This is a genomic window from Amycolatopsis sp. NPDC049252, assembly GCF_043197175.1.
Lineage (GTDB): Bacteria > Actinomycetota > Actinomycetes > Mycobacteriales > Pseudonocardiaceae > Amycolatopsis.
On record NZ_JBICSQ010000141.1, the window covers coordinates 1 to 14,090 of the forward strand.

The 14,090-nt window shown below is 71.9% G+C and carries 18 protein-coding genes; 7 read left to right on the forward strand and 11 right to left on the reverse strand.

Features of this window, described 5'->3' with window-relative positions; genetic code table 11:
- Positions 1-215: 215 nt before the first annotated feature.
- Positions 216-1,223: a hypothetical protein gene (locus ACGFMK_RS47370; protein WP_392778136.1), complete on the forward strand. Its 1,008-nt coding sequence runs from the start codon at positions 216-218 to the stop codon at positions 1,221-1,223.
- Between the two features lie 365 nt (positions 1,224-1,588).
- Here the strand turns inward: ACGFMK_RS47370 and ACGFMK_RS47375 are convergent, their stop codons facing one another.
- Complete coding sequence (locus tag ACGFMK_RS47375) at positions 1,589-3,097, reverse strand: FAD-dependent monooxygenase (protein WP_392778139.1); 1,509 nt, start codon at positions 3,095-3,097, stop codon at positions 1,589-1,591.
- A 64-nt stretch (positions 3,098-3,161) separates the two neighbouring features.
- On the opposite strand from ACGFMK_RS47375, the gene ACGFMK_RS47380 reads away from it, so the two are divergent.
- The gene (locus ACGFMK_RS47380; protein ID WP_392778142.1) at positions 3,162-3,785 is read left to right on the forward strand and encodes a TetR/AcrR family transcriptional regulator; all 624 of its coding nucleotides are present in this window, start codon (positions 3,162-3,164) and stop codon (positions 3,783-3,785) included.
- Positions 3,786-3,803: 18 nt separating this feature from the next.
- Here ACGFMK_RS47380 and ACGFMK_RS47385 read toward each other — a convergent pair whose 3' ends face one another.
- Positions 3,804-4,685 carry a LysR family transcriptional regulator ArgP gene (locus ACGFMK_RS47385; protein WP_392778145.1) on the reverse strand — a complete coding sequence of 294 codons (882 nt, stop codon included), beginning with the start codon at positions 4,683-4,685 and terminating at the stop codon, positions 3,804-3,806.
- Between the two features lie 67 nt (positions 4,686-4,752).
- Between ACGFMK_RS47385 and ACGFMK_RS47390 the strand changes: the two genes are divergently transcribed.
- Positions 4,753-5,355 (forward strand): LysE/ArgO family amino acid transporter, encoded by a 603-nt coding sequence (locus ACGFMK_RS47390; RefSeq protein WP_392778148.1) that lies wholly within the window; start codon positions 4,753-4,755, stop codon positions 5,353-5,355.
- On the opposite strand, the gene ACGFMK_RS47395 is transcribed toward ACGFMK_RS47390, so the two are convergent.
- From ACGFMK_RS47395 to ACGFMK_RS47430, 8 genes are all read right to left on the reverse strand, one after another.
- On the reverse strand, positions 5,356-5,850 hold the full coding sequence (locus ACGFMK_RS47395) for a methylated-DNA--[protein]-cysteine S-methyltransferase (protein WP_392778149.1): 495 nt from the start codon (positions 5,848-5,850) through the stop codon (positions 5,356-5,358).
- A complete protein-coding gene (locus ACGFMK_RS47400) occupies positions 5,850-6,227 on the reverse strand; it encodes a hypothetical protein (RefSeq protein ID WP_392778152.1) in 378 nt (125 codons plus the stop codon). The genes ACGFMK_RS47395 and ACGFMK_RS47400 overlap by 1 nt, the downstream gene beginning before the upstream one ends.
- Complete coding sequence (locus ACGFMK_RS47405) at positions 6,224-6,937, reverse strand: 2OG-Fe(II) oxygenase (RefSeq protein ID WP_392778155.1); 714 nt, start codon at positions 6,935-6,937, stop codon at positions 6,224-6,226. Before ACGFMK_RS47405 ends, ACGFMK_RS47400 begins: the two co-directional genes overlap by 4 nt.
- Before the next feature lie 378 nt (positions 6,938-7,315).
- Positions 7,316-7,909 carry a methylated-DNA--[protein]-cysteine S-methyltransferase gene (locus tag ACGFMK_RS47410; RefSeq protein WP_392778158.1) on the reverse strand — a complete coding sequence of 198 codons (594 nt, stop codon included), beginning with the start codon at positions 7,907-7,909 and terminating at the stop codon, positions 7,316-7,318.
- Positions 7,906-8,388 (reverse strand): RNA polymerase sigma factor, encoded by a 483-nt coding sequence (locus tag ACGFMK_RS47415; RefSeq protein ID WP_392778161.1) that lies wholly within the window; start codon positions 8,386-8,388, stop codon positions 7,906-7,908. The genes ACGFMK_RS47410 and ACGFMK_RS47415 overlap by 4 nt, the downstream gene beginning before the upstream one ends.
- A 43-nt stretch (positions 8,389-8,431) precedes the next feature.
- Entirely contained in the window at positions 8,432-9,649 is a 1,218-nt protein-coding gene (locus tag ACGFMK_RS47420) for a transporter (protein ID WP_392778164.1), read from the reverse strand.
- Positions 9,650-9,810: 161 nt separating this feature from the next.
- Positions 9,811-10,584 carry a putative protein N(5)-glutamine methyltransferase gene (locus ACGFMK_RS47425; protein WP_392778167.1) on the reverse strand — a complete coding sequence of 258 codons (774 nt, stop codon included), beginning with the start codon at positions 10,582-10,584 and terminating at the stop codon, positions 9,811-9,813.
- Positions 10,585-10,604: 20 nt separating this feature from the next.
- Positions 10,605-11,120 (reverse strand): L,D-transpeptidase, encoded by a 516-nt coding sequence (locus ACGFMK_RS47430; protein ID WP_392778169.1) that lies wholly within the window; start codon positions 11,118-11,120, stop codon positions 10,605-10,607.
- 138 nt (positions 11,121-11,258) lie between these two features.
- On the opposite strand from ACGFMK_RS47430, the gene ACGFMK_RS47435 reads away from it, so the two are divergent.
- Genes ACGFMK_RS47435 through ACGFMK_RS47450 form a run of 4 tightly spaced genes read left to right on the forward strand, consistent with a single transcriptional unit; the run spans position 11,259 to position 13,741 of the window.
- Positions 11,259-11,993, forward strand: a complete 735-nt coding sequence (locus tag ACGFMK_RS47435) for a transglycosylase SLT domain-containing protein (protein WP_392778172.1) — start codon at positions 11,259-11,261, stop codon at positions 11,991-11,993.
- Between the two features lies 1 nt (position 11,994).
- Entirely contained in the window at positions 11,995-13,035 is a 1,041-nt protein-coding gene (locus ACGFMK_RS47440) for a CHAP domain-containing protein (RefSeq protein WP_392778174.1), read from the forward strand.
- Positions 13,032-13,301, forward strand: coding sequence for a YbaB/EbfC family DNA-binding protein (locus ACGFMK_RS47445; protein ID WP_392778177.1), 270 nt, complete (start codon positions 13,032-13,034; stop codon positions 13,299-13,301). The genes ACGFMK_RS47440 and ACGFMK_RS47445 overlap by 4 nt, the downstream gene beginning before the upstream one ends.
- Positions 13,298-13,741 (forward strand): hypothetical protein, encoded by a 444-nt coding sequence (locus ACGFMK_RS47450; RefSeq protein WP_392778180.1) that lies wholly within the window; start codon positions 13,298-13,300, stop codon positions 13,739-13,741. Before ACGFMK_RS47445 ends, ACGFMK_RS47450 begins: the two co-directional genes overlap by 4 nt.
- Positions 13,742-13,745: 4 nt before the next feature.
- Here ACGFMK_RS47450 and ACGFMK_RS47455 read toward each other — a convergent pair.
- Positions 13,746-14,090, reverse strand: a 345-nt coding sequence (locus ACGFMK_RS47455) for an ESX secretion-associated protein EspG (RefSeq protein ID WP_392778182.1), incomplete at its 5' end; no start/stop codon positions are given.

A 14,090-nucleotide genomic window follows, 5' to 3' on the forward strand; every position in this document is an offset into this window, starting at 1 on the left:
CTCCCAGTACACGCGGTGCCCGTCGCCGACGTCGAGCAGCCCGTGGTCGTACGGCTCGATCGGCGGGTACAGCTCGGTCATCGGCGCACCTTCCCCGTGTCCGCTTCCGGTCACTGTCCGGATCTGACCGCTATCGCAGCGCACCCGGGAGCGGCAGGATCGATCCCGGGGTGATGATCATTCCGGGTCGTCGCCGCCCACACGAGGGGATTTTGATGAAACGCAGGATTCTCGCCGCGGTCGTGGCCGGGCTCGCCGTCCTGGTGAGCGCGGCGCCGCCGGCCCAGGCGGCGACATCGGCGACCTTCACCCCGCGCACGGTCACCTCGCCGCACGACACGCAGTACGTCGCCGCCCTGGGGTCGGTGGAGCTGCCGATGACCGCCACCCAGACGGCGTACGTCTATTCGACCTTGCGGGTGAACAACGCGTCGAACACCACCCTGGCCGACAACGAGGTGCGCTGCGCCGGCCCCGGCGGCTGGACGAAGAACGAGGTTCTCGGCCAGAACGTGCTGATCACGACCGCCGACGCCCCGGCGTCGCTGCGGGACATCAGCGTGACGACGCGCTTCCTCGTGCACCCGGGCGCGGCCGGCACCGTCACCTGCACGACGTACCTGCGCAGCGCCAACCTCGGGCCGGGCAACTCGACCATGCGGCTGGTGAGCGGGGAGCTGAAGTTCGCCGACACCAGCGTCGGCAACACCACGGCCGGCACGCCACCACAGGCCGACGCCGACACACCCGCGGGCCGCGTCATCGCGCTGAACTCCGCGGACAACACGACCCGCGAGCCGGCCACCGAAATCTTCGAGACCGCCCCGGTGACCGGGCTCAGCGTGTTCGGCGACATGAACCTCATGGCCTGCTACCCCGAGCCGGCGGACTACGACTGCCCGGTGAACGAGATGACCGCCAAGGTGACGCTGTTCGTCAACCAGTGGAAGGCGGACGGCACGCTCTGCAAGTCGGACGCGTCGGCGACCGTGACGGCAGTCGTCCGCCGCGACGTCCACCACCTCGTCGTGCCACTCAACACCCACTTCACGGCGTTGACAGGCAATGGCTGCGTCCCGAAGTTCACCTTCTACGTCAAGACCGACTGGCTGTCCGGCTCGACCGGAGCGGCGCAGATCTCCTCGGGCCTGCTACCGGACTCGACCAGCTCGACGGCCAAGCACCCCGCCGCGATGAGCCACGCCTTCGCCGTCACGTACTGAGCGGGAGAGGCGCACCTGCGTCTCTTACTCGCCGGGCTGGGCGCGCCGGGTCCCCGGCGCGCCCCTTCCTGATCAGGCGGGTCAGCCGCATCACCGGCGTGCCTCGTTCTGGTCGGGCGGGTTTGCTTCGCTTGCTGTTCCGGTTGGGTGCGGCGGGTTCCCGCTGCGCTCTTTGCCGGTTAGGTGGGGCTTGCCGAACCAATGGCTTGCCTCATTCTGGTTGTGCGGGTTCGCTTCGCTTGCTGATCCGGCTGGGCGCGCCGGGGACCCGGCGCGCCCTTCCCCGCCAGGTGGGTTCGCCGAACCACCGGCGCGCCCCCTTCCGGCCACGCGGGTTCCCGAACCGCCCGTGCGCCCCTTTCCGGTCAGGCGGGTTCGCCGAACCACCGGCGCAGTGCGGTTTCCAGGCCCGCGGTGGTGCCGTCCTCGGTGGCCCAGGCGATGTGCCCGTCCGGCCGGATCAGTACGCCGGTCAGGGCGGGCTCGGTTTTCGCGGTGCGCACCCCGACCCGGTCGGCCCAGCCGCTCGCCGTCTCGCGCAGGGCCGCGGAGTCGGCGAGGTCGAGCAGCAGGCTCCTGCCGTCCTGGAGGTGCTCGCCGAGCCGGGTGCCGTCGGCGAACGCGAAGTCGGGGGCCGCGCGGCCGGTCAGGTCGTGCTCGCCCTCGATCGGGTACCGGTGCAGTACGCCGGAGAGCTTCTTGGCCAGGTAGGTCGCGCCGTCGCCGGTGTTCAGCAGGTCGGTGACGACGTGGCGGAGCGCCTTCGCCCGCTCGTCGGTGCGCATCATGGCGATCTGCGCCCGCGTCCACTCGAGCACCCACTCGCCGATCGGGTGCCGTTCGGTGGTGTAGCTGTCGAGCAGGCCGTCCGGGGCCCAGCCGCGGATCGTCGCGGCCAGCTTCCAGCCGACGTTGACCGCGTCGCCGATGCCGAGGTTGAGGCCCTGCCCGCCGAACGGCGAGTGCACGTGCGCCGCATCACCGGCCAGCAGGACCCGGCCACGGCGGTAGGTGCTCGCCTGGCGCGCGTTGTCCGTGAAGCGCGTCGCGGTGTGCACCTTCGTGACGCGAACGTCCATTCCGGACACTCGCCGCAGGCTGTCTTCCAGCTCCTGCGCGGTGATCGGCGCGTCGCGGTTTTCGGGCGGCCCGTCGAACTCGACGGTCAGGATCCGGCCGGGCACCGGCCCGTGGACGTAGATGCCGTGGTCGGTGTGGTTCCAGCCGGGCCGGAGCGCGTCGGCGCCGGTCAGCTCGACCAGCGCCTGCCGCCCGGTGACGGCGGGATCGGTACCCGGGAAGTCGAACCCGGCCCGCTTGCGCACCAGGCTGCGGCCGCCGTCGCAGCCGACCAGCCAACCCGCGCGTATCTCGTCGTCGCCGAGGTGGACGGTCACGCCGTCGTCGTCCGCCTCGAACCCGGTCACCTCGACCCCGCGGCGCACCTCGACCCCCAGCTCGGCGGCGCGGTCAGCGAGCAGGGCCTCGATCGCCTGCTGCCGGACCATGACCACCCCGGCCGCCGGGCCGACGTCGCGGAACGCCGGATCGTCGAAATCGACGCCCGCCGAGCTCACCATGATCCCGGCGAAGTGCCCCACGGGCGGCACCGGCTTCCCTGCCGGGGCACCGCGGCCCTTCAGGAACTCCCGCATCCGGGCCATGTCTTCCTGCACCAGCGCCTGGAGCGCGGGCAGCATGCCGCGGCGGTAGAGCGCCTCGGCCGTCGGCAGGTTGATGGACCCCGCCTTGATCGTCTGGTCCGGTTCGGGCAGCCGTTCGGCGACGAGCACGTCGACGCCCGCCATGCGCAGTTCGCAGGCGAGCATCAGGCCCACCGGTCCGCCCCCGGAGATCACCACATCCCTGTTCATGCTTCGATGATGCCGACAAACTTTTACCGAGTCAAACTTTATATTCGGTCTATACTCTCGGTTCATGGCGGATCACGGACTGCGCGAGCGCAAGAAGCGGGCAACCCGGCAGCTCATCGCGGACGTCGCGAGCGGGCTGTTCATCCAGCGCGGCTTCGAAGAGGTGACGGTCGCCGAGGTGGCCGAAGCGGCCGGCGTGTCCAAGATGACCGTCTTCAACTACTTCCCGCGCAAAGAGGACCTGTTCCTCGACCGCCACGCCGACCGCCTGGCCGACCTGGTCGCCGCGGTGCGGACCCGCCCGGCCGGTGTTTCGGCGGTCAGTGCCCTGAGACGCCACCAGCACGAACTGCTGGCCGCAGGCCACCCCCTGTCGGGAGCGATCGCGGGCGGCCCGGGCTTCTGGTGGGTGCTGACCTCGAGCCCGGCATTGACGGCGCGCTGGTACGAGCAGGAGCGCGAGATCGCGGAGGCGATCGCCGAGGTCTTCACCGAGGAAACGGGCGACGCCTTCCGCTCCCGCATGGTCGCCGGCCTGCTGACGACGGCGATCACGACGATCTTCAGCCACGCGATGACCCGCATAGTCACGGGCGACGACACGGAGACCGTTCGCCGGGAGCAGGTCGCCGTCATCGACCAGGCGTTTGACCTGGCGGAGCACGGGGTGGGCGACTACCCGGCCTGAGCCTCGTGAACGTCCTGGTCAGCGGAGGGCGTACTTCGCGCCTTTCGCGACCGCCTCGGCCACCGCGGCCAGGGCCGGTGAATCGAGCTTCCACTGCTGCCAGTGCAGCGGGACGTCGAGCGGGCGGTCCGGGGCCAGGTCCACCAAGGCGCGCTCGGCGGCTTGGGCTTCCGGGACCATGCCCCAGCCGAGGCCGGTCGCCACCGCGTCGGCGAAGGACTCCGATGCCGGGATGTGGTGGCGCACCATCGTGAAGCTCCGGCGCCGGGTGAGGGCGCGGAGGAAGCGGTCCTGCAGGTCGTCCTTGCGGTCGAACACGATCACCGGAGCCATGGGGAGCAGCTGGGAGAGCGGGGCGCCCGTGAGACGGCGCTCGACGAACTCCGGAGACGCCATCGCGCGGTAGCGCATCCGGCCCAGGCGGCGGGACGTGCACCCCTGCACCGGCTGGGGCGCCGCCGTGACCGCGGCCATCACCAGGCCTTCGCGCAGCAGCGCCGCCGTGTGGTCCTGATCCTCGCGCTGGAGGTCGAAGCAGATCCCCAAGTCCTCGGGTACGGCGGCGAGCGCGGGCAAGAACCAGGTCGTCAAGGAGTCGGCGTTCACCGCGATCGACAGCCTTCGCGTGCCCTCTTCGCCGAGGCCCAGCTCGCCGAGCGCGTCCTGCTCCAGCTGAGCCAGCGACCGCGCGAACCGCACCACCACCTTGCCCGACTCGGTGAGGCGCACCGGTTTCGTCCGCAGCAGCAGCACCCGGCCGGTGCGCTGCTCCAGGGCCTTCACCCGCTGGCTCACCGCCGAGGGCGTCACGTGCAGCTTCGACGCCGCGGCGTCGAAGCTTTGCTCGTCGACGACGGCGAGCAGGGTCCTGACCTGGTCGAGCGGCAGATTCGACATCACGAGCGCTAATGTTACGTAAGAATCTTTAGCTGGAGTAATGCAGTCGTTGCCGCCTAACGTCGGTGTCGTGCTCGCTCTTCTGCTGGCCGGGTTCGGTACCGGCCTGTCCCTCATCGTCGCGATCGGCTCACAGAACGCCTTCCTGTTGCAACAGGGCCTGCGCGGCGGCGCCGTGGTGCCCCTCGTCGTCATCTGCGCGGTGTCCGACCTGGTCCTGATCGGGCTCGGGGTCAGCGGACTCGGTGCCGTCCTCGGCCGGTGGCCGACCGCGATCGGCGTGATCGCCGTGGGCGGCGGCCTGTTCCTGCTCGGTTACGGCGCGCTGGCCGCGCGGCGGGCGTTCCGGCCGTCGGTGATGAGCGTCGGCGACGAGCGCACGCCGCTGCGCAAGGCCGTCTTCGCCTGCATCGGCTTCACCTGGCTCAACCCGCACGTCTACCTCGACACCGTGCTGCTGCTCGGCTCGATCGCGGTCGCCCACGGCGACGGGCGCTGGCTCTTCGGCCTCGGTGCCGGCATCGCCAGCGCCGTCTGGTTCAGCGCACTGGGGTTCGGCGCCCGCCGCCTGGCCGGGGTGTTCGCCCGGCCGGCGGCGTGGCGGGTCCTCGATGTCCTCATCGCCGTCACGATGACCGGCCTCGGCACGACGATGCTGCTCAGCCGCGTCTGATCACCACAGCTGCCCCCTGTTCTCGGCCGGCGGGCGTTCCAGCTCCAGCAGGAACTCCTTGCGCTTCAGCCCGCCCGCGTACCCGGTGAGCTTGCCGTTCTTCCCGACGACGCGGTGGCACGCCACCAGGATGCTCAGCGGGTTGCGCCCGACCGCCGCGCCCACTTCGTGCGGCAGCCCGCCGACGGCTTTTGCGAGGTCGCCGTAGGTGGCCGTCTCGCCGTACGGGATCTGGCCGATCGCGGCCCAGACGTCCCGCTGGAACTGGTCGCCTTCGGCGCGTGTCGGGACGTCGAATTCCGTGCGCTGCCCGGCGAAGTACTCCTTCAGCTGCCGGACGGCTTCCGGGAACGCCGTGTCGTCACGCTCGCCGAACGTCGTGCGGTCCGGCCGGGTCCAGTGGTGCGGGAAGTACAGGCCGGTGACGACGCTGCCGTCGCCGTCGCCGACCAGGGTGAGCTCGCCGATCGGCGAGTCGAGGATCGCGTGTTTCATCAGTTCTCCCAACTACTGCCGTCCGCCCGCGCGCCACGCAGGCCGGGCAACGGACATTCTTCGAGGGCGGCCGTGACCACCGTCCGATGTGGACTCCACGACGTCGAGGCCGCCAGCCGCCGGGCCATGCCGGCCCAGCCGGCCGGGGTCGCGCTGACGACCCAGACGTCCGGTTCGGGTGCCGCGAACCGCCGGGCCTGGCGCAGCCATGACGCCGCCGTCTCCGGCCACGTCACCGTCGCCAAGACCAGTCCGCCCCATGCTTCGCCGATCCGGTCGCCGCTCGCCCGTGACCCCGGGTCGGTCGACGTGCCGATCACCACGTGCCGGGCCCGGCCCACCAAGCGCACCACGGCTTCGAGCTCCTCGTCGGTCATGCCGCGTCGTGGAACACGAGACCGAGGGTGTGCCGGCGTCCCGAGCGGACGGCCGAGACGCCGTGGCGCACCGGGGACGCCGACCAGCCGCGCGCCGAGCGGATGGGACGGTCGCGGGTGGTGAACACCAGGCCGTGGCCCCGGGGGATGAGCGTGGCCGTGCCGCGGGACTGCGCGCGCGGCCGTTGCTCGACCAGGAGGAACTCGCCGCCGGTGTGGTCGGTGCCCGGATCGTTCAGGTTGATCACCACCTGCAGCGGGAAGACCTTGTCGCCGTAGAGGTCCCGGTGCAGGGCGTTCCAGCCGCCCTCTTGGTAGCGCAGCAGGATCGGTGTCGGCCGGGCCTGGCCGGCGTCGTGGCAGATCGCCAGCCACTCCTCGAGGGTGTCGGGCCACTCGGCGTCCCGGCCGAGCCGGGCGGCCCAGTCCCGCGCGATCGGCAGCAAGCGTGGGTAGAGCGCCTGCCGCAGTGCCTGCACCGGTTCCGGGAACGGTTCGGCGAAGTAGTGGTAGTCGCCGTGGTCCCCGAACCGGTGCCGCCGCAGGTTCACCGTCGCCCGGAAGCGCTCCGGCTCGTCCCAGAGCGCGACGAGCTTCGCGCACTCCGCGGGCGTGAGCAGCCGCGGCAGCAACGCGCAGCCGTAGTCGTCGACCTCGGTAGCCACCGCGGCCCAGTCGGCCGAGGCGACGCGCTTCTCGAAAGTGCTCATGTCAGGTAGACGCGTGGGCGGGGCAAAACGTGAGATCGGAATCTGCGCTGGCGATGACGAGGCTTCCGGGCCGGCCCAGAAGCTGGAACTCTCGTGGTGGGGCCGGGTCTCGGGTGGCTAGGGCTGGGTTGGCGTGGGTGGGTTTGCGTGTTGAGGGCCGCGATTCGTGTGCTTGGGGCAGGGATGCGCGTGGTTGGAGCCGTAAACCGCGTGGTCAGGCTCGGGATCCGCGTGCTCCGGGCCGTGGCTCGTGTGACCCGGGCCGGAACCTCCGATCAAGGGGCAGAATCTGCGTGATCGGGGGCTGGGGATTCGCGTGATTGGGGCCGTAACTCGCGAGGGCCGGCAACTTGCGAGGTCGGCTCGACGGCCGGTTAGTCAGGCCGCTTCCATCGTCAGCAGGGTTCGCTTGGCTTCCTCACCGCCGGCGTACTGGCCGAACGAGCCGTCCGAGCGGACCACTCGGTGGCAGGGGACCACCAGCGGCAGGGGGTTCAGCGCGCACGCCGTGCCTACTGCGCGGACTGCCTTCGGGCTTCCCGCCGCCGCCGCCACCTGGGCGTAGCTTTCCGTGTGGCCGTAGCCGATGTCCGGGAGGTGTTCCAGTACCGAGAGACGGAAGCCGTGGGCCAGGCGGAAGTCCAGGGGGACGTCGAACGCGCGGCGGGCTCCGGTGAAGTACTCGTCCAGCTGGCGGGCCACCGGGTCCAGGCGGGCCGGGGCTCGGAGGATGCGGGGGCTGATCGCCGACGCCAGGGCGGCCAGGACCGCCTCGTGGTCCTGGCGGTCGAAGGCCACCTTGACCAGGCCCTGGTTCGTTGCGGCCAGGAGCAGGGGGCCGACCGGGGAGTCGACGGTGCGGTACGCGAGGTCCAGCAGCCCCTTGCGTTCCGCGTCGGCGACCAGCCGCTCGTGCAGGTGGTCCGGGTTGAGTTCGTAGGTCACCGGAAGCGACGCGAAGATGTCCGTCATGAGTGCGCTCCTTCCAAGCTCACGGGGTAGGTGGCCCGCAGGGCCTTGACGCCGTCGGCGGCCGCCCGGCGGGCGGCGTCCGTGGTGCCCCCGGTGATCTCCGCGATCTCGCGGTAGGGCAGCCCGGCCAGGTAGTGGTAGGCGACGGCGGCGCGCTGCTTGTCCGGCAGCTTCGCCAGCGCGCTCCACAGGTCGCCGTCCCATTCCTCGGCGCGGCCGGGCCGGTCCGGGACTTCGCCGACCGGGACCGGGCCGCGCGCCTGGGCGCGGGTGACGTCGATGGCCTTGCGGTGCGCGATCGTGACGAGCCACGCCTGGACGTTCGCGTCGGCGGGCAGCTCGGGGTACGCCTTCAGCGCCGAGAGGAAGGTCTCCGACCAGGCGTCTTCGGCGTCGGCGGGGCCGAGCACGGCCCGGCAGACCCGGAGGACCATCGGCCCGTGCTCGGCCACGACTTGCTCGAACGGTTTCACGATCACACCTTGTAGACGCCCGGGACGCCGAAACGTGAGATCGAGTTTGTCACGCGTACGGGTAGACCCAGTACCCGTCCCCGTCGAGCAGGTGGTTCGCGACGAGGAACTGCCGGACGTTCGCCAGCAGCGCCTGGTAATCGCTGTTCAGCACGGGCTGGACCGCGTAGGACGCGCCGCGGTCGACGCCCGGTGTGGGCGGTGTCGCGCCGTCGTAGGTGGTGTCGAACGGGTAGACGGCGCAGGTGTTGACCAGCCCGTCCGGCCGGGTCGCGTAGTCCGGGCCCCAGCGCTGGGTGCAGGCCAGCTCGGCGGTCGCGCGGTGGGCCGCCTCGGCCGCCGTGTCGTATTGCAGCCGCGTGACCGGGTACGTCCGGTTCGAGCCGGTGCCCTGGTAGCCGGGGTTGCCGGGGACGAAGTGGCCCTGCCGGAGGCCGGGGTACGTGCTCGAGAAGCTGGTCATGGCGTTCCGGACCAGCGTGGCCGACGCCGTGAAGCCGGACGTCGCGGAGTTGTCCAGGACGTAGAGCGGCTGGAACCCGAACGTGCAGTCGCTGCCCGCCGCGTACGCCGGGTCCAGCAGGCGGGCGACGTCGCAGCGGAGGTAGGCGCTGTGCGCGCCGGTCACGAGCGTCGTCCGGTCACCGGTTTCCTCGGCGACAAGGTGCCGTTCGCCGACGTACCAGGTGCGCTGCTCCGCCTGCACCGACGGCGAATCGGCGGGGGACGCGGGATCCGCGCCCTCCATGGTGAACACGTGGGTCTCGTCCGACTGCGCCCGCCAGTCCGCGACGCTCTTGAGCACCTGCGCGCTCGCGTCGTCGCAGTGCGCGGTGCCGGTGGTGTAGCGCGGGCCGCAGCTCATCGAGACGCCGAACCTCATCGCGTCGGTGACCACGCCGGTCAGCGACCAGCCGACCATCCGGGTGGCGACTTCGAGACGCCGTTGCGCGGGCAGGAGGTTGCTGGTCGAGATGACCCGCGCCCAGGCCGTGCCGATGACCGCGCAGCCCGCCTCGGGACAGGCGTAACGCTGGTAGGTCATGTCCGTGATGGTGCAGCCGGCGAACCGGTTCTTCGTCCAGTAGCCGTTCTTGATGTCCTTGTGGCATTCGTCGAACGTCACGGGCGTCGGGACGTTCTGGTCGAGCCCCGAAAGCTGCTGGGCCTGCGGCCCGGTCGCCGCGGGGGCTGCGCGGAAGACGCCGACCGACCGGTCGGGCGCCGCGTGCGCGGCGGCCGGAATGATCGAAAACAGCACGGCCACGATTCCGAGCGCGCCACCGAGCCTTCTTCGAAAAGGCATTACTCCCCATTTCTGCCGATCCGGAAATCGATTCACGGACAAGGGCTGTCACGCTAGCGCAGCCCGATCAGCGGGGTCACTCCGACGAAGGAGTGAACGGAAAGTGTTGCCGCATGAGGCAATCACACGTTCGAGGCGGTTCCGCTCACGACGGTGGCGCCCAGTTCCGCGGAATTGTGCACCCGCGGTGACAGTCCCGCCGCGGCGAAGATTTCCCCGGCGACCGGAGCCTGCCGCTCACTCGATTCGATCAGCAGCACGCCGCCCGGGGCGAGCCAGTCCGGAGCGCCCGCGGCGACCCGGCGCGCGAGGTCGAGCCCGTCCGCGCCGCCGTCGAGCGCGGACCGCGGTTCGTGCAGCCGCGCCTCCGGCGGCATGGTCGCGACGGCGTCCGACGGCACGTACGGCACGTTCGCCAGCAGCACGTCGACCCGGCCGCGCAGGGAATCCGGCAGGGCGGCGTAGAGGTCACCCAGGTACACCTCGCCGGGCACGTTCACGCGGGCGCACTCGACGGCCGCCGGCTCGACGTCGGCCGCGTGCAGCTCGGCCGGATGGCGAACGGCGGCGAACGCGGCTCCGAGGGCGCCGGACCCGCAGCACAGGTCGAGCACGACCGGACCGGGCGGGGACAGCGAGACGGCGACGTCGACCAGGAACTCCGTGCGGCGCCGCGGCACGAACACCCCGGGCGCCACGGTGATCCGCAGGCCGTGGAACTCCGCCCAGCCGAGCAGGTGCTCCAGGGGGAGGCCCGCGACGCGGCGCTCGACCAGCTCGTCGAGCTCGGCGTCCGTGGTCGCGGCGGCGAGCAGCAGGTCGGCCTCGTCTTCGGCGAACACGCAGCCGGCGGCGCGCAGCTTCAGGACGACGTCGGCGTGGGGGGAGTCGGGCACGAAACACCGTACCCCGGGGCTCAGGCCAGGACCTGCACCGCGTCGCCGACGCCGAGGCCGTCGAAGAAGGCCGCCGAGTCGGCGTCGGACAGGTGCACGCAGCCGTGGGACGGCGTGTCCAGCGGCCCGGCGTGGAACGCGATGCCGCCGGCGGCGAAGAACACCGAGTTGGGCATGTTCGTGCCGTAGCTGCTGCTGTGGTGGTCGCGGTCCTTCCAGACGACGTGGAACGACCCGGCGGGCGTCGCCTGGTCCGGCGGGCCGAACCCGGCCGGGACCGGGCCGCGCACCACCTGGCCGTCGCGCAGCAGCCAGGCCAGGTGCTGCGACAGGCTCACGCACGCGCCGGTCCTGACGTCGCAGGGCGGCGCCGGCGGCGGTGTGGTGGTGGCCGGCGGGGGAGCCGGCGTCGCCGAGGTGGCCGGCGGGAGCGTCGAGGGCTCCGCGATCAGGCTGGGCGTCGTCTCCCTCGGCGCGCCGCAGGCCGCCGTGACCAGCAGGAACCCCAGTAGGGCCACCGCCCGCGTGCTGCGCATCCGTCGTCTCCTCGTTGTCGTGCGTCCGCAGACCAGTACGGGTGAATGCCCCCGAAGGTTGAGCCGGGCGTGCAACCGCCGTGTCCCTGCGTGCAGCTCGGCTACCCCGGCGGGTACCCGGGCGGTCAAGGTCGAACCATGACCAAGCTGAGCGCCGAGCAAATCGCCCGGCACGCCTACGACGCCGGGTTCCGCGGCCAGGGCCTGACCACCGCGGTCGCCGTCGCGCTCGCCGAGTCCGGCGGGCGCACGACCGCGCACAACGCGACCCCGCCGGACAACTCCTACGGCCTCTGGCAGATCAACATGCTGGGCGCGCTCGGCCCGGACCGGCGCCACCAGTACCACCTGAAGTCGAACGACGCGCTGTTCGACCCGGACACCAACGCCCGGGTCGCGAAGGACATCTCCGGCGACGGCCACGACTTCACGCCCTGGTCGACGTACACGAACGGCGCCTACAAGGACCACCTGACCGCGGCGCGCAAGGCCGCCCAGGACGTCACGAAGCACCACGGCAAGCCGTCCCACGCGACGTCCGGGAGCACGCCGAGTGGCGCGCTCCGCGTCGACGACGCGGTGCTGCACGCCTACGTCAAGCGCACCCACGGCGTCGCCGACGCGCTCGGTGGCGCGGGCGGGCACCTGGGCGACGTCCGGGACATCGCGGGGGACAGCTTCGGCAAGATCGGCCAGGAGTCCGGGTTCGCCGACGCGCTCGCCGGCTTCGGGCTGGCCCTGCAGAAGCAGGTCAAGGGCGTCGGCAAGCACGCCACGGGGCTGGCCACCGCCGCGCAGAAGGCCGCGAAGTCCTACCGCGACCACGAAACGGCCACCGCCGCCGCCCTCGACGAACACGCCCGACGGAGCTGACATGGACACCACCGCGCTCGCGCACTCGTTCGCGCAGGACCTCATCGCGCACCGCAACAAGCTCGCCGGGAAGGCCGAAGACGCCGTCCGCGCCGAATACGCCCTCAACCGGGTGGCGGCGTCCCTGGACGACCAGCACGCCGCCTACCACAAGGAAAGCACCACCGTCCTGGGCCACTGGGACGGCCGCGGTTCGGACGGCTTCAAGCACACCAGCGCGCAGCTGACGAAGGAGCTGAAGGTGACCGGCGCCGCGGGGGCGGCGGCAGAGAAGATCGTCGCGCACGTGGCGTCCACAGTGGACGCCGGGCACACGGCGGTGCAGCGGCTCGTCGAGGAGTACACCGCCAAGGCGAAGCAGGTGCTCGACGCCGGCACGGCCGCCGGGACGCAGGCCGCGCTGATGCGGGCCGTCGGGCACGCCGCCGACCTCGCGCCGCACTACACGCGGCAGTCGGCGTCGACCCTGCGGCACGTCGACGCCGAGCTCAAGGCGGCGGCGAAGAAGCTGCAGGCGTTGCGGAAGGACCTGACCCACGACGGCGTCATGGACAAGACCGTCGCCAAAACCGAGGCCGCGCACGCGAAGAAGCCGCACGGCAGTGGCACGAGCAAGGCGTCGGCGAAGGGCAAGGACGTCGTGCACGCGGCGCGCACGCAGCTCGGCGTCCGCGAGAACCCGCCCGGCAGCAACAAGAACCCGTACGGGCCGACCGCCGCGTGGTGCTCGTCGTTCGCGACGGCGATGTGGCGCAAGGCCGGGGTGAAGATCCCGGTCCTGCCGTTCAGCGGCGACGTCTACCACTGGGGCCAGGAGAACGGGCACGCGTACGGCAAGAACTCGCTGCACGACGCGCGCCCGGGTGACGTGCTGATCTTCGGCACCGGCCCGCAGAACACGTCGACGAGCACGCACATCGGCATCGTCGAGAAGGTCGAGGGCGACCAGGTCACGATGATCGAGGGCAACTCCGGGGACGCGGTCCGCCGCAACACCCACACGCTCTCGTCGTCGACGTTCTACGGAGGGGTCCACCCGTGATCACCGGAAAAGCCGCCGACCGGACGGTCGCCGTCGAGGTCGCGCCCGGCGGCGCGCTGCAGGAGCTGACGCTCGAGGTGTCGGCGCTCCGGCTCGAGCCGGACGAGCTGGCGCGCCGGATCCTGCTGCTGACCGCGGCCGCGTCGGCCCGCGCCACGGCGTCGCTGTGGCACACCCTGGAAGCCGGTGACCTCGACGCGCTCGGGCTTGCCGCGCCCGACCCGGCGGCGGAAGAGACGACACCCGGCAGCTGGCGGGCCCAGTGAACCCCGAGCGCACGGCCGCGGAGCTGGCCGACGACGCGTTCGAGGCCCCGGACCCGGGGTACGGCGGCCGGCTGGCGCTGATCCGCGCGCCGGCGTCCGCGGACGGCGTCGCGCTCGTGGTCGATCTGCACGGCGCGCTGGTGGAGCTGCGGTTCGAGCGGTGGGCGCTGAACCGCTCGCCGGGGGAGCTGGCGGGGCTGGTGAAGCGGCTGGCGGCGGAGGCCGCGGCCGACGCGCTGCGGCAGGGCCGGGAGGTGCTGGGGGAGCTGTTGCCCGAGGACGAGCCCGAGCGGGTGTGGGGGCCGGAGACGCGGGCCGTGCGGGCCGTGGAGCCGGAGCCGCGCGCCGGTCAGGGCTGGCGGCCGGAAACCCGGCCCGTCCGAGCGGTGCGGCAGGTCCCTGACGACGACTCGTTCACCCCGGCGACCTGGGCGACCTGACCGATCACCAGGCGTCTTCTGTCAGCCGGGTGACGCGGTCGGCGAGCCAGGCGTCGTCGGCCGGGGTCACCATCACCCACGGTTCGCCGCCCGCGTTCTCCGGTGTCACGGCGTAGCGGCCCGCCGCCGTGTCGAACCAGGCGAGCACCGGGGTGCGGCCCGCCGGGCCGGTCGCGGCCAGCTGGCCCGCGGCGTACCGCTCGGCCGTGACCAGCGTCGCGAGCGGGCGGACGGCGCGGCCGGTGATCCCGGCGGCGCCCAGCGCCCGCTCGAACGCGTCGTACCCGGCCTGCGCGTAGGCGTCCATCGCCGCCGAGTAGGCCTCGCGCGGCAGACGCAGCTTGTCACC